The organism is Streptomyces sp. NPDC039465 (assembly GCF_055639315.1).
In genome coordinates this window covers 1,112,450-1,126,246 of the sequence record NZ_JBVKAP010000001.1, presented here as the reverse complement: position 1 = coordinate 1,126,246, position 13,797 = coordinate 1,112,450, and the positions used below count along the sequence as shown (strand labels likewise).

General features: G+C 72.6%; 11 protein-coding genes. 9 read left to right on the top strand and 2 right to left on the bottom strand.

What is annotated here, in order from left to right; translation table 11 throughout:
- Window positions 1–129 precede the first annotated feature (129 nt).
- The 6 genes from iolC (at window position 130) to ACZ7LT_RS04990 (ending at window position 7,087) form a co-directional block, all read left to right on the top strand.
- The gene (gene iolC / locus ACZ7LT_RS05015; RefSeq protein ID WP_471234420.1) at window positions 130–1,161 is read left to right on the top strand and encodes a 5-dehydro-2-deoxygluconokinase; all 1,032 of its coding nucleotides are present in this window, start codon (window positions 130–132) and stop codon (window positions 1,159–1,161) included.
- On the top strand, window positions 1,158–2,171 hold the full coding sequence (locus tag ACZ7LT_RS05010) for a Cgl0159 family (beta/alpha)8-fold protein (RefSeq protein WP_471234418.1): 1,014 nt from the start codon (window positions 1,158–1,160) through the stop codon (window positions 2,169–2,171). The genes iolC and ACZ7LT_RS05010 overlap by 4 nt, the downstream gene beginning before the upstream one ends.
- 29 nt (window positions 2,172–2,200) lie before the next feature.
- Window positions 2,201–3,010, top strand: a complete 810-nt coding sequence (gene iolB, locus ACZ7LT_RS05005) for a 5-deoxy-glucuronate isomerase (protein ID WP_471234416.1) — start codon at window positions 2,201–2,203, stop codon at window positions 3,008–3,010.
- Window positions 3,007–4,875 carry a 3D-(3,5/4)-trihydroxycyclohexane-1,2-dione acylhydrolase (decyclizing) gene (gene iolD / locus ACZ7LT_RS05000; RefSeq protein ID WP_471234412.1) on the top strand — a complete coding sequence of 623 codons (1,869 nt, stop codon included), beginning with the start codon at window positions 3,007–3,009 and terminating at the stop codon, window positions 4,873–4,875. The genes iolB and iolD overlap by 4 nt, the downstream gene beginning before the upstream one ends.
- 23 nt (window positions 4,876–4,898) lie before the next feature.
- Window positions 4,899–6,401 (top strand): CoA-acylating methylmalonate-semialdehyde dehydrogenase, encoded by a 1,503-nt coding sequence (gene mmsA / locus ACZ7LT_RS04995; protein ID WP_471234409.1) that lies wholly within the window; start codon window positions 4,899–4,901, stop codon window positions 6,399–6,401.
- Between the two features lie 89 nt (window positions 6,402–6,490).
- Window positions 6,491–7,087, top strand: a complete 597-nt coding sequence (locus ACZ7LT_RS04990; protein WP_471234406.1) for a DUF4291 domain-containing protein — start codon at window positions 6,491–6,493, stop codon at window positions 7,085–7,087.
- Between the two features lie 13 nt (window positions 7,088–7,100).
- Here ACZ7LT_RS04990 and ACZ7LT_RS04985 read toward each other — a convergent pair whose 3' ends face one another.
- On the bottom strand, window positions 7,101–8,279 hold the full coding sequence (locus tag ACZ7LT_RS04985) for a S8 family peptidase (RefSeq protein WP_471234405.1): 1,179 nt from the start codon (window positions 8,277–8,279) through the stop codon (window positions 7,101–7,103).
- A 248-nt stretch (window positions 8,280–8,527) separates the two neighbouring features.
- On the opposite strand from ACZ7LT_RS04985, the gene ACZ7LT_RS04980 reads away from it, so the two are divergent.
- Both ACZ7LT_RS04980 and ACZ7LT_RS04975 read left to right on the top strand, forming a co-directional pair.
- Window positions 8,528–11,305, top strand: a complete 2,778-nt coding sequence (locus ACZ7LT_RS04980; protein WP_471234403.1) for an alpha/beta fold hydrolase — start codon at window positions 8,528–8,530, stop codon at window positions 11,303–11,305.
- Entirely contained in the window at window positions 11,302–12,159 is an 858-nt protein-coding gene (locus ACZ7LT_RS04975; RefSeq protein WP_471234400.1) for an ABC transporter permease, read from the top strand. The genes ACZ7LT_RS04980 and ACZ7LT_RS04975 overlap by 4 nt, the downstream gene beginning before the upstream one ends.
- A gap of 174 nt (window positions 12,160–12,333) precedes the next feature.
- Here the strand turns inward: ACZ7LT_RS04975 and ACZ7LT_RS04970 are convergent, their stop codons facing one another.
- Window positions 12,334–12,981 carry a helix-turn-helix transcriptional regulator gene (locus ACZ7LT_RS04970; RefSeq protein ID WP_471234398.1) on the bottom strand — a complete coding sequence of 216 codons (648 nt, stop codon included), beginning with the start codon at window positions 12,979–12,981 and terminating at the stop codon, window positions 12,334–12,336.
- Between the two features lie 351 nt (window positions 12,982–13,332).
- Between ACZ7LT_RS04970 and ACZ7LT_RS04965 the strand changes: the two genes are divergently transcribed.
- A complete protein-coding gene (locus ACZ7LT_RS04965) occupies window positions 13,333–13,794 on the top strand; it encodes an anthrone oxygenase family protein (RefSeq protein ID WP_471234395.1) in 462 nt (153 codons plus the stop codon).
- The last annotated feature ends 3 nt before the right edge of the window (window positions 13,795–13,797 follow it).

Sequence of the window (13,797 nt, the reverse complement as noted above, 5' to 3'; positions counted from 1 at the left end):
CTTGGCCAGCCCTCCGAAGAACCGTCAAGACTACGTCCGAATGTAAGGACAAAATGTTGACAGGGCTCGGGGGAGCGGGCTAGACCTGGGGCGCGGGGCAGCGTGGCCACCGACGTGAAGGGACGTGGGATGGAGACCGGCGCAGGGACCGATCCGTACGACCTCCCGTACGACAGCCCTCCGTACGACCTGATCACCATGGGGCGGCTCGGGGTGGACCTCTACCCGCTCCAGACCGGTGTCCGGCTGGCCGACGTCGACACCTTCGGGAAGTTCCTCGGCGGCTCACCCTCCAACGTCGCCGTGGCGGCCGCCCGACTGGGCCGGCGTACGGCGCTGATCAGCCGGACCGGCGCCGACCCGTTCGGCGGCTATCTCCGCCGCGAGCTGCGGACGTTCGGCGTCGACGAGCGCTGGGTGACCGCCGTCCCCGCCTACCCCACCCCCGTCACCTTCTGCGAGATCTTCCCGCCCGACGACTTCCCGCTCTACTTCTACCGGCAGCCCAAGGCGCCCGACCTGGAGATCCACGCCGCCGAGCTGGACCTCGACGCCGTCCGGGCCGCGCGGATCTTCTGGATGACGGGCACCGGCCTGTGCGCGGAGCCGAGCCGTACGGCGACGCTCACCGCGCTCGCCGCCAGATCCGCCGACCACGGCGGTCCAAGCGCGTTCACCGTCTTCGACCTCGACTGGCGGCCGATGTTCTGGGACGACCCGCAGGCCGCCCGCCCGCACTACCGGGCGGCACTGCGCCACGCCACGGTCGCCGTCGGCAACGTCGACGAGTGCGAGATCGCCACCGGGCAGCGGGAGCCGTACGCCGCCGCCCGCGCCCTCCTCGACGCCGGGGTCGCCCTCGCCGTCGTCAAACAGGGCCCCAAGGGCGTACTCGCGCTGACCGCCGACGGCCGCAGCGCCGAGGTCCCGCCCGTCCCCGTCGACGTCGTCAACGGCCTCGGCGCGGGCGACGCCTTCGGCGGGGCGCTGTGCCACGGGCTGCTGGCCGGCTGGGACCTGGACCGGACGATCCGGTTCGCCAACGCCGCCGGCGCCATCGTCGCGGGCCGGCTCGCCTGCTCCCCGGCGATGCCGTACGAGTCCGAGGTGGACGAGGTCCTCGCGGTGGGGGAAGTACGCCTCCCGGGAGACACGTCATGACCCCTCGCGCACCGGCCTCCCGGCCGGACCCCACCACCCCGCCCCGCCAAGGGCCCAGCCAGGAGCCTCTCCTGAAGCCCCGCCAGGAACCCCGGCCGGACCCGGCCCGTGCCCCCGCTCCTGCCCCCGCAGTCTCCGTCGAAGCCCTGGTCCGGGTGCGCAGCCACCACCCGGAGGCCGTCGCCGAGGCCGCCGCCCGCCGCACCCGGCGCAAGGCGCTCCTCGGGGAGCGGGGCCGGCTGATGATCGTGGCCGCCGACCACCCCGGGCGCGGCGCGCTCGGCGTCGGGGACCGGCCGCTGGCCATGGCCGACCGCCGCGACCTGCTGGAACGGCTCTGCCTCGCCCTCTCCCGCCCCGGCGTCGACGGCGTCCTGGCCACCGCCGACATCCTCGACGACCTGCTGCTCCTCGGCGCCCTGGAGGAGAAGGTCGTCATCGGCTCTATGAACCGCGGCGGGCTCGCCGGGGCCGCCTTCGAGCTCGACGACCGGTTCACCGGACACCGGGCCGAGGACCTGCACCGCCTGCGGTTCGACGCCGGGAAGCTGCTGCTGCGCCTCGACTACGACGACCCCGGCTCCCTCGCCACGCTGCACTCCGCGGCGCGCGCCGTCGACGAGATGGCCGCCCACCGCCTCCCGGTCTTCGTCGAGCCGTTCCTCTGCCACCGCGGCCCCGACGGGCGGCTCCACAACGACCTCTCCGCCGAGGCCGTCACCACCTCGCTGGCGGTGGCCTCCGGGCTCGGCGGCACCTCCGCGTACACCTGGCTCAAGGTCCCCGTCACCGACGATCCGGACGACATGGCGCGGGTGATGGCCGCCTCCACCCTCCCGGCCGTGATCCTCGGCGGGGACGTGGGCTCCGACCCGGACCGCGCGTACGAGAAGTGGCGCGGCGCGCTGCGACTGCCGACCGTGCACGGACTGGTGGCGGGGCGGTCGCTGCTCTATCCGGCCGACGGCGATGTGGCCGCCGCGGTCGACACGGCCGTGGGGCTCCTGTGAGCGGACGCCGGAAAGGGTAGGGGACGGACATGACCGACGACCTTCATCTGGCGGCCGGCCGCGCGGCCCACGGCCCGTACGCCGTCCACATCGACCCCAAGCGCGCGGGCTGGACCCACAGCGCGCTGCGGGTCGTCGAGCTCGGTCCGGGGGAGAGCCACCAGCTCGCCACCGGGGAGTTCGAATGGATCGTGCTTCCGCTGAGCGGCGCCTGTAACGTTCAGGTGGACGGCGAGTCCTATGAACTGCTGGGCAGGCCAAGCGTGTTCGACGGGGTCTCGGACTTCGTCTACGCGCCACGCGACGCCCTGGCACAGATCACCTCCGGCGCGGGAGGCCGCTTCGCCCTGGCAGGAGCGAGGTGCGGGCGACGACTCCCCGCTCGCTACGGCCCCGCGCCGGAGGTTCCCGTCGAGGCCCGCGGGACGGGCGCCCAGGCCCGGCAGGTCCGCAACTTCGCGGCCGCCGACGTCTTCGACTGCGACCGGCTGATCGCCGTCGAGGTGATCACCCCCGGCGGCCACTGGTCCTCCTACCCGCCGCACAAGCACGACGAGCACGTGCCCGGCGAGGAGGCCGAACTGGAGGAGATCTACTACTTCGAGATCAAGGGCGGCGGGCTCGGCTACCACCGCGTCTCCCCGTCCCGCCCCGGCGGCGCCGACGTCCTCGCCGAGGTCAGGACCGGTGACGCCGTGCTCGTACCGAACGGCTGGCACGGCCCGTCCATCGCCGAGCCGCACCACGCCATGTACTACCTGAACGTGATGGCGGGCCCGGGGCCGGACCGGGAGTGGCGGATCCGGTTCCACCCGGACCACGCGGAGGGATACCGATGACCAGACTGACCACGGCCCAGGCGCTGGTGCGGTTCCTCGCCCGCCAGTACACCGAGCGGGACGGGCGGCGGCAGCGGCTGATCGGCGCCACCTGGGGCATCTTCGGCCACGGAAACGTCGCCGGGATCGGCCAGGCCCTGGTCGAGTACGCGGACGAGATGCCGTACGTCCAGGGGCGCAACGAGCAGTCCATGGTCCACGCGGCCGTCGGCTACGCCCGGCAGTCGCGCCGGCTCTCCGCGCACGCCGTGACCACCTCCATCGGGCCGGGCGCCACCAACCTCGTCACCGGCGCCGCCCTCGCCACCGTCAACCGCCTGCCCGTCCTCCTCCTGCCCGGCGACGTCTTCGCGACCCGCCCTGCCGACCCGGTCCTCCAGCAGCTCGAAGTCCCGTACGCGGGCGAGATGTCGGTCAACGACTGCCTGCGGCCGGTGTCGAAGTACTTCGACCGGATCCACCGCCCCGAGGCGCTGATCCCGGCCGCGCTCGCCGCGATGCGGGTCCTCACCGACCCCGTGGAGACCGGCGCGGTCACCCTCGCGCTGCCGCAGGACGTCCAGGCGGAGGCGTACGACTGGCCGGAGGGGTTCTTCGCCGAGCGGGTCTGGCGGGTGCGCCGGCCGTCGCCGGACGAGGACGAACTCGACGCGGCGGTCGCGGCGATCAGCCGGGCCGCCCGGCCGCTGATCGTCGCGGGCGGCGGGGTCAAGTACAGCGGCGCCGAGGAGGCACTCGCCTCCTTCGCCTCCCTGACCGGCATCCCGGTCGCCTCCACCCAGGCCGGCAAGGGTTCGCTCCCGCACGACCACCCGCAGGACGTCGGCGCCGTCGGCCACACCGGCACCGCCGTCGCCGACCACCTGGCGCGCACGGCCGACGTGGTGATCGGGATCGGCACCCGCTGGACCGACTTCACCACCGCCTCCGGGACCCTGTTCACCCACCCGGACGTGCGGTTCGTCAACCTCAACATCGCGGCCTTCGACTCGCACAAAATGGCGGCGCTGCCGCTGGTCGCGGACGCCCGCGAGGGCCTGGAACAGCTCCACGCGCTGCTTGACCCGCACCACGTCACCGAGCATCACGTGCACGAGTACGCCGAGGAGAAGCTCCGCTGGGAGGCCCGGGTCGCCGCCGCCTACGCCGTCCCCGACGCCGCCGCCCGGCCCACCCAGGCCCAGGTCCTCGGCGTGCTCGACACCCTGGTCACCGAGGACGACATCCTGATCAACGCCGCCGGCTCGCTCCCCGGCGATCTGCACAAGCTCTGGCGGACCCGCTCCAGCGACCAGTACCACGTCGAGTACGGATACTCCTGCATGGGCTACGAGATCCCGGCGGCGATCGGGGTCTGCCTCGCCGCACCCGGCCGGCCGGTCTGGGCGCTCGTCGGCGACGGTACGTATCTGATGAACCCCACCGAAATCGTCACCGCCGTGCAGGAGCGGATCCCGCTCAAGCTGGTGATTCTGCAGAACCACGGGTACGCCTCCATCGGAGGTCTTTCCGAGTCCGTCGGCGGTGAGCGGTACGGCACCGACTACCGCTTCCGGGCCCCGGACGGCACCTTCACCGGCGCGCCGCTGCCGGTGGACCTCGCGGCCAACGCGGAGTCCCTCGGGATGCGGGTGCGCCGCGCCCGTACCATCCGTGACCTGCGAGAAGCCCTCGCCGACGCCCGGGCGGCGGCCGTCCCCACATGTGTCTACGTGGAGACCGAAACGGCAGACACTGTGTCGGGCCCGCCCCCGGCCCAGGCGTGGTGGGATGTGCCCGTGGCCGAGACCTCGACCCGCCCGTCGGCGGTCAAGGCCCGGGAGGAGTACGACCGGCACGTCACCGCCCGACGCCGCCATCTCTGAAGGTTCTGAAGGAGCAATTCGTCATGACGAAGACCGTCCACCACTGGATCGGTGGCAAGACCGTCGAGGGCACGTCGGGCAACTGGGGCCCGGTCACCGACCCGGCCACCGGAGCCGTCACCACGCGCGTGGCGCTCGCTTCGGTCGAGGAGGTCGACGCGGCAGTGGCCGCGGCCAAGGCCGCCTTCGAGACCTGGGGCACGGCGTCGCTGGCGCAGCGCACCACGGTCCTGTTCAAGTTCCGCGCGCTGCTCGACGCCAACCGCGACGCCATCGCCGAGCTGATCACCGCCGAGCACGGCAAGGTGCACTCGGACGCGCTGGGCGAGGTCGCCCGCGGTCTGGAGATCGTGGACCTGGCGTGCGGGATCACCACCCAGCTCAAGGGCGAGCTGTCCACCCAGGTCTCGAACCGGGTCGACGTCGCCGCGATCCGCCAGCCGGTGGGTGTCGTGGCCGGCATCACGCCGTTCAACTTCCCGGCGATGGTGCCGATGTGGATGTTCCCGCTCGCCATCGCGTGCGGCAACACCTTCGTCCTCAAGCCGAGCGAGAAGGACCCCTCGCCGTCCCTGAAGATCGCCGAGCTGCTCGCCGAGGCGGGGCTGCCCGAGGGTGTCTTCAACGTCCTCCAGGGCGACAAGGTGGCCGTCGACCGGCTCCTGGAGCACCCGGACATCGCCGCGATCTCCTTCGTCGGCTCGACGCCGATCGCCCGGCACATTCACACGACGGCCTCGGCCAACGGCAAGCGGGTCCAGGCCCTGGGCGGCGCCAAGAACCACATGCTGGTCCTGCCGGACGCGGACCTGGACGCGGCGGCGGACGCGGCGGTCTCGGCGGCGTACGGCTCGGCCGGTGAGCGCTGCATGGCGATCTCCGCGGTCGTGGCGGTCGGTGCGATCGGCGACGAGCTGGTCGACAAGATCCGCGAGCGCGCCGAGAAGATCAAGATCGGCCCGGGCAACGACCCGACCTCGGAGATGGGCCCGCTGATCACCGCGGCCCACCGCGACAAGGTCGCGTCCTATGTGAAGGGCGCGGCGGACGAGGGCTGCGAGGTCGTCCTCGACGGCACCGGCTACACGGTCGACGGCTTCGAGGACGGCCACTGGATCGGTCTGTCGCTGCTCGACCGGGTCCCGACCAGCGCGAAGGCGTACCAGGACGAGATCTTCGGCCCGGTGCTCTGCGTCCTGCGCGCGGACACCTACGAGGAGGGCGTGGCCCTCATCAACGCCTCCCCCTTCGGCAACGGCACCGCCATCTTCACCCGCGACGGCGGCGCGGCCCGCCGCTTCCAGCTGGAGATCCAGGCGGGCATGGTCGGCGTGAACGTGCCGATTCCGGTGCCGGTGGGCTACCACTCCTTCGGTGGCTGGAAGGACTCGCTCTTCGGCGACCACCACATCTACGGCAACGACGGCGTCCACTTCTACACCCGCGGCAAGGTCGTCACCACCCGCTGGCCGGACCCCTCGGAGGCCCCGGCCGGCGTGGACCTGGGCTTCCCCCGCAACCACTGACGCCCGCCCCAAGGCTCGACGGCCCGACCGGATCCCTCATCCGGCCGGGCCGTCGGGTGTGAGGGGAGGCTGATGACAGGCTAGGGCCCATGCATGACGTTCCGAAGTATCAGATACGCGCCCTGCACACCGAGTCGACGGTGACCGTCTACCAGGCGTACGACCCGTCCATCGGTCTTCCGGCCGCCCGTGAGGGCCGGTTTCCGGTCGCCTGGAAGCGGGAGCGTATGACATGGATCAAGCCGTCGTTCCTCTGGATGATGTACCGGTGCGGGTGGGGGACCAAGCTGGAACAGGAGACCGTGCTGGCGGTAGAGATCAGCCGGGACGGGTTCGAGTGGGCCCTGCGGCACGCCTGTCTGTCGCACTACACGCGCGGGCTCCATGCCGACCAGGCCACCTGGAAGCGGGAGTTGCGGCAGGCGCCCGCGCGGGTGCAGTGGGATCCCGAGCGTGATCTGCGGCTGGCCGCGCTGCCGTACCGGTCGCTGCAGCTCGGGCTCTCCGGGGACGCCTCGCGCAGGTACGCCGACGAGTGGACGGTCTCGATCAGGGACGTGACGCCGCTCGCCCACGAGATCCATGGGCTGGTGCGGGCCGGGGAACTGGAGGCGGCGCGCACGCTGTTGCCCGAGGAGCGGGTCTACCCGGCGGGGGAGTCGCTCCTCGGGCATCTGGTGCCCTGACGGGCCGCCAGGGTCAGAACAGCGAGTGCAGCAGGCGGTTCGGGGAGCCCGTGCGCGGGTCCGTCACCTTGTTCGCGGTGGCGTTGTTGACCAGCGCGTCACGGACCTGGGCCGGCGAGGCCGCCGGGTTCGCCGCGAGGTAGAGGGCCGCGACGCCCGCCGTGTGCGGGGCCGCCATCGACGTGCCCGAGATGGTGTTGGTGGCGGTGTCGTTGTCCTTCCAGGCGGAGGTGACGCTCACGCCCGGGGCGAAGATGTCGAGGCAGGTACCGTAGTTGGAGAAGGACGCGCGGCGGTCGGAACTGTCCGTCGCGCCGACCGTGATCGCCTCGGGGACCCGCGCCGGGGAGTAGTTGCACGCGTTCGCGGGCCACCCGAGGAAGTTGCCGTTGCCCGCGGCGACCGCGTAGCTGACGCCCTTGGCGATCGAGCGCTTGACGGCGTCGTCCAGGGAGGCGTTGGCGCCGCCGCCCAGGCTCATGTTGGCGACGGCCGGCTTGACCGCGTTGGCGGTCACCCAGTCGACACCCGCGATGACGCCCGCCGTCGTACCGGAGCCGTTGCAGTCAAGGACCCGTACGGCCACCAGCTTGACGCCCTTGGCGACGCCGTACGTCTTGCCGCCGACCGTGCCCGCCACATGGGTGCCGTGGCCCTGGCAGTCCTGGCCGTTCTGGCCGCCGCCGACGGTGTCCGTGCCGACGGTCGCCCGGCCGCCGAACTCGCTGTGCGAGGTGCGGATGCCGGTGTCGATGATGTACGCGGTCACATTGGACGCGGTGGTGTTGTACGTGTACGTCTTCGACAGCGGCAGGCTGCGCTGGTCGATCCGGTCGATGCCCCAGGTCGCGTTCGCCTGGGTCTCACTGATCCGGACGGTGGTGTTCTGCTCCACGTACGCGACCCGCGGGTCCTTGGCCAGCGCCGCGGCCCTCGCCGTGGACATGGTCGTGGAGAAGCCCTTCAGGGCGCTGCGGTAGACGTGCTTCGGCGTCACGCCCAGATCGCCGGCGCGCGTCGAGCCGTCCTTGAGGACGACGATCCAGCTGTTGTCGATCGCGGTGGCCGCGGGCGCGAGGCGGAGATCGCCGGTGGGGGCGCTCTGGGCGGTGGGGGAGGCGGCGAACTGAAGGCCGGCCGCGAGGGCGACGGCGGGTATGAGCGCTCCGAGGCGGCGCGTGGTGGCTCTCATCTGGTGGGGCACCTGACCTTTCGTTGTCCGGGTCCGGGGGTGCAGATGTGAGGCACAGCGTGGCGTGTTGGCATGTTCAATACAAGACTTCGTTCAGGTCTTGTTCTCACCGGGAGCGCGCTGGAGCGGATCATGGCATGTACCGCGCCTGCGGTACGGGGCCGCCCCCGCGTACTCCTTGAGAAGGCTTTCGAACTCCGACCGGCGGCAGCCGCGGCGGCGCGGGGCATCCGCTTAGGGTGCTGGGTATGCAGATCCGACTTCCCCGGCGTTGGCCGGCCCTCGCCGCGGCCGCCGCGCTTGCCGTGGGCGCCGGCACCTGGACCGCCGTCGCCTCGGACGGCCCGGCCCCCGTGCACCGCGAGGACCGGGTGATGGAGATGCCGGGCGCCCGGATCGACACCTCGTACTTCACCTCCGGCTCCGGTGACCGCAGGCCCGCCGTCCTGCTCGGCCACGGCTTCGGCGGCAGCAAGGACGACGTCCGGGCGCAGGCCGAACAGCTCGCCAGGGACGGGTACGCCGTCCTGACCTGGTCCGCCCGCGGCTTCGGCAGGTCCACCGGCCGCATCGGACTGAACGACCCGGCCCACGAGGTCAAGGACGTCCAGCGGCTCGTCGACTGGCTCGCGAAACGCCCGGAGGTACGGCTCGACAAGGCGGGCGACCCGCGCGTCGGCGTCAGCGGAGCCTCCTACGGCGGCGCGATCTCCCTCCTCGCGGCCGGACACGACCCCCGCGTCGACGCCATCGCGCCCCAGATCACCTACTGGAACCTCGCCGACGCCCTCTTCCCCGACGGCGTCTTCAAGAAGCTCTGGGCTGGACTCTTCTTCACCGCCGGAGCCGCGCCCGGAGCCCAGCCCGGAGACCGGACCGGAGTCCCGACCGACACGCCGACCGGGGCCCCGACCGGAGCACCGGCCGACACGAAGCCCGACACGCCCGACACGCCCGACACGCAGACCGGCACGCGACCCGGTGCACGCCCCGCCGCCGCCCCGGTCGGCCAGGGCTCCTGCGGACGGTTCACCGAGCAGCTCTGTGCCATGTACGAGCGCGTCGCCGTCTCCGGCGCCCCTGACCCCGCGGCCCGTACGCTCCTCGAAGCCCGCAGCCCCTCCGCCGTCGCGGGCCGCATCAAGGTCCCCACCCTGATCGTCCAGGGCCAGTCGGACTCCCTCTTCCCGCTCTCCCACGCCGACGCCATGGCCAAGGCCATCACCGCCAACCGCGCGCCCGTCGCCGTCGACTGGATCGCCGGCGGCCACGACGGCGGGGACCGCGAGACCGAACGGGTCGAGGCCCGGATCGGAGTCTGGTTCGACCGGTACCTCAAGGACGACACCGCCGCCGACACCGGCCCCGCCTTCCGGGTCAGCCGCGCGGGCGGCGTCGACTCCACCGACGGCCAGGCACAGCTGCGCGGCGCCACCGGTGCCACCTACCCGGGCCTCACCAGCGGCACCACCTCCGTACCCCTCACCGCCCGGACCACGTCCTTCCGTAACCCGGCCGGCTCCGCACCGCCCGCCGTCTCCGCCGTCCCCGGCCTCGGCGGCGGACTCTCCCAGCTCTCCTCGCTCGGCGTCGGCGGACTCTCCCTCGACTTCCCCGGCCAGTACGCCTCCTTCGAGAGCGCACCGCTCACCGAGACCGTACGGATCACCGGCACGCCGACCGTCCGCGTCACCGTCACCTCCGACACCGGCGAGGCCGTCCTCTTCGGCAAGGTGTACGACGTCAGCCCCGACGGGCGGCAGCAGGTGCTGCCCGCGCAGCTCGTCGCCCCCTTCCGGCTCAAGAGCGGCACGACCACCCGGCTGACCCTGCCCGCCGTCGACCACGAGGTCGAGGCCGGACACCGGCTGCGGCTCGTCCTCTCCGCCACCGACCTCGGCTACGCCTCACCCACCGCCCCCGCCACCTACACCGCGAGCGTCGACGGCGGCCTCACCCTCCCCACCGCGCCCGCCGTGCGGACCCAGGCCGCCGGCTGGCCCTGGTGGGTCTGGGGCCTGCCCGCCGCCGGCGCGCTGATCGCCGCCGCCCTGCTGCTCACCGCCCGCCGCCGGACCACCGCGCCCGCACCCGACCCCGACCTCGCCGGCGTCCCCCTCCAGATCAGCGGACTCACCAAGCGGTACGCCAAGTCCGGCGACCGGTACGCCGTACGGGACCTCTCCTTCCGGGTCGAACAGGGGCAGGTGCTCGGCCTGCTCGGGCCCAACGGCGCCGGCAAGACCACCACCCTGCGCATGCTCATGGGACTCATCACGCCCGACGGCGGTGAGATCCGCGTCTTCGGACACGCCATCCGGCCCGGCGCGCCCGTCCTGTCCCGGGTCGGCGCGTTCGTCGAAGGCGCCGGCTTCCTGCCGCACCTGTCCGGGCGGGAGAACCTTGAGCTCTACTGGGCCGCCACCGGCCGCCCCGCCGAAGACGCCCACATCGCCGAGGCCCTGGAGATCGCCGGGCTCGGCGACGCGCTCGCCCGCGCCGTACGCACCTACTCCCAGGGCATGCGCCAGCGGCTCGCCATCGCCCAGGCCATGCTCGGCCTGCCGGACCTGCTCATCCTCGACGAACCGACCAACGGCCTCGACCCGCCACAGATCCGGGAGATGCGGGACGTGATGATCCGGTACGCCGCCGGAGGCCGGACCGTCATCGTCTCCAGCCACCTCCTCTCGGAGGTCGAACAGTCCTGCACCCACCTCGTGGTCATGGACCGCGGCCGGCTCGTGCAGGCGGGACCGGTCGCGGAGATCACCGGCGCCGGCGACACCCTGCTCGTCACCGTCGCCGGCGAGCTCTCCGAGCCGCTCGTCGAGAAGATCGGCGCGCTGCCGGGGGTGGGCTCGGCCGTCCGGACCGACGGCGGCGTCCTCGTTCGGCTCGACGGGGCCACCAGCACCGCGCTGATCACCGAACTTGTGCGGCTCGACGTGCCGTTGACCGGTGTGGGACCGCACCGGCGCCTGGAGGACGCGTTCCTCACCCTGATCGGAGGAGGATCCGCATGACCGCGCTGCTGGAGAGCGCGCCCGGCTACCGGGCCCGGCACACCCTGCCGCTGCGCGTCGAGTTCGTACGCCAGCTGCGCCGCCGCCGCACCCTCGTCATGGGCGGCATCCTGGCCGCCCTGCCGTTCGTGCTGATCGCGGCCTTCGCGATCGGCGGCACCCCGGACGGCCGGGACAACGGCCGCATTACCCTGATGGACACGGCGACGGCGTCCGGCGCCAACTTCGCCGCGACCTGCCTCTTCGTCTCGGCCGGGTTCCTCCTCGTCGTGCCGGTGGCGCTGTTCTGCGGCGACACCGTCGCCTCGGAGGCGTCCTGGTCCTCCCTGCGCTATCTGCTGGCCGCGCCCGTGCCACGGGCCCGGCTGCTGTGGTCGAAGCTGGCTGTGGGGCTCGGACTGAGCGCCGCGGCGATGGCGCTGCTGCCCCTGGTCGCCCTCGCGGCCGGCACGGTCGCCTACGGATGGGGGCCGCTGCGGCTGCCGACCGGGGGCACACTCGCCACCGCGGACACCGTGCCGCGGCTCGCGCTCGTCGTCGCGTTCATCTTCGTCTCCCAACTGGTCACCGCCGGGCTCGCGTTCTGGCTGTCGACCCGCACGGACGCCCCGCTCGGCGCGGTCGGCGGAGCCGTCGGCCTGACCATCATCGGCAACGTCCTGGACGCGGTCACCGCCCTCGGCGACTGGCGGGAGTTCCTCCCCGCCCACTGGCAGTTCGCCTGGGCCGACGCGCTCCAGCCCCAGCTGGAATGGGGCGGCATGGTGAAGGGCGCGGCGATCTCGGTCACGTACGCCCTGATCCTCTTCGCCCTCGCCTTCCGCGGCTTCACCCGCAAAGACATCGTTTCTTAGAGGGCTCGGTTCCCCTCCGGGCGCTTTGAGCGTGCGCCGACGGTCGATCGTGCTCGGTCCCTCGTTCCTCGGGACCTCCGCGCTCCCCCTACCTTCGGTGGGGGAGGACCCCCATCCCTTTCGGCGCCCGCGCGCCCTTTGGCTCACTCGCCAGGCGGTCGGGGTGGGCGGGGCTCAGAGCCAGCCGCGGCGGGCCGCTTCCGCTCCCGCTCGGAAGCGGCTCGTCGTGCCCAGGGCCGTGAACAGTTCGCCGACCCGGCGGCTGTACGTGCGGCCCGACATGCCGAGGCGGGCGGCCGCCGTCTCGTCTGTCAGGCCCGCCAGGAGCGCGTCGAGCACCGGACGCAGCCGCTCGGGGAGCGCGTCCGGTGCTCGATGGTCCGGGGTCAGCTCCTCGCCCGCGTCCCAGCATGTGTGATGGGTGCGGACCAGGGCCTGGACGACCACCGGGTCACGGATGAGCAGCATGCCGTTGTAGAGGAGTTCGAGGTCGAGAGGGACGGCGGCGACCGCACGGTCGACGACGATCATCTTGAACGGGATCGTGTCGGTCAGCCGGGCCTGGCCGGGGGCGCCCGGAGCCCCCGTGATGTGCGGCAGCGCATGGCGGGGGACGATCCGGCGCACGGCGCCCGCGCGCTCGGCCGCCGCCCGGACGCAGGCGCCGGCCAGTTCGAGGAAGGGTTCAGGGATGGCCCGGCCCGCGCAGCCGGACGGATCGTCGAAGGTGAGCAGCTCATGACGGGCGGAGGCGGCGAGTCCGGCCAGCGCCGCTCCCACCTGCCGGGGACCGCGCACGGGACAGCCGGGGGGCCGTCTCATGTCGGGTACGGGCGCGTGGGGGCCGCCCCTACCCTCCCTCCCGGCCGTACGCGGCCGGCCGTTCGGTCCTTCCGTCGTGTCCGACCAGCCGATCACAGAGCCCGCGAAGTCCGCCACGGCTGACCACCCCCCGCCATCTCGTGCGCAACTCAATGTACGCACGTGACTCCACACTGTGACAAGAGGGAGGTGGCGGGATGGCGAGACCATGCCACCGGACGCGGTGGTTCAACCTCCGTACGCCCTTGCCGCATTGGGCCGGGCGCCTCCCGGGGCGCCATACGGGCAGTGGCGTGAACGAGTCGGCGAAAGAGCACCGTGGCGGCCGCGTTCCGCGGCCATGATGGGCCCATGCCCACCGCCTTCCTCGCCCTCGCCATCGGCTTCACCGGCCTCTACGCCGGCTTCATGCTCATCTTCCAGACCGGGATCATGCCCGCGCTGGCCAGACTGACCGACGGCGAATTCGTCACCGTCATGAGACGTATCAACGAGTACGTCCCCAAGGCCGTGTTCATGGTCGTCTTCATCGGCCTGGTGGTTTTCCCCGCGCTGGCGCTCGCCGTGCCCGTCGAGGGCCGCTCGGACACCCAGTTCTGGCTCGTGCTCGCCGGACTGGTGTGCGCGGTCCTCAACCACCTGGTGACCATGGGCGGGAACGTTCCCCTCAACAACGCGCTCGCCGCCTCCGAGGGGCAGCCCGCGAGCGCCGTGCGGGCCGCGTTCGAGGCGAAGTGGAACCGCCTGCACCTGGTCCGTACGGTGCTCATCACCGCCGCCTTCGGGCTGCTGATCGCCGCGGCCCTGACCTGACCG

What these genes read in the sequence shown, in the direction of transcription:
- ACZ7LT_RS04965 (WP_471234395.1), top strand. Translation starts at nt 13,333, where the DNA reads ATGCCCACCGCCTTCCTCGCCCTCGCCATCGGCTTCACCGGCCTCTAC.
- mmsA (WP_471234409.1), top strand. Translation starts at nt 4,899, where the DNA reads ATGACGAAGACCGTCCACCACTGGATCGGTGGCAAGACCGTCGAGGGC.
- iolB (WP_471234416.1), top strand. Translation starts at nt 2,201, where the DNA reads ATGACCGACGACCTTCATCTGGCGGCCGGCCGCGCGGCCCACGGCCCG.
- ACZ7LT_RS04985 (WP_471234405.1), bottom strand. Translation starts at nt 8,279, where the DNA reads ATGAGAGCCACCACGCGCCGCCTCGGAGCGCTCATACCCGCCGTCGCC.
- iolD (WP_471234412.1), top strand. Translation starts at nt 3,007, where the DNA reads ATGACCAGACTGACCACGGCCCAGGCGCTGGTGCGGTTCCTCGCCCGC.
- ACZ7LT_RS04970 (WP_471234398.1), bottom strand. Translation starts at nt 12,981, where the DNA reads ATGAGACGGCCCCCCGGCTGTCCCGTGCGCGGTCCCCGGCAGGTGGGA.
- ACZ7LT_RS04990 (WP_471234406.1), top strand. Translation starts at nt 6,491, where the DNA reads ATGCATGACGTTCCGAAGTATCAGATACGCGCCCTGCACACCGAGTCG.
- ACZ7LT_RS04980 (WP_471234403.1), top strand. Translation starts at nt 8,528, where the DNA reads ATGCAGATCCGACTTCCCCGGCGTTGGCCGGCCCTCGCCGCGGCCGCC.
- ACZ7LT_RS04975 (WP_471234400.1), top strand. Translation starts at nt 11,302, where the DNA reads ATGACCGCGCTGCTGGAGAGCGCGCCCGGCTACCGGGCCCGGCACACC.
- iolC (WP_471234420.1), top strand. Translation starts at nt 130, where the DNA reads ATGGAGACCGGCGCAGGGACCGATCCGTACGACCTCCCGTACGACAGC.
- ACZ7LT_RS05010 (WP_471234418.1), top strand. Translation starts at nt 1,158, where the DNA reads ATGACCCCTCGCGCACCGGCCTCCCGGCCGGACCCCACCACCCCGCCC.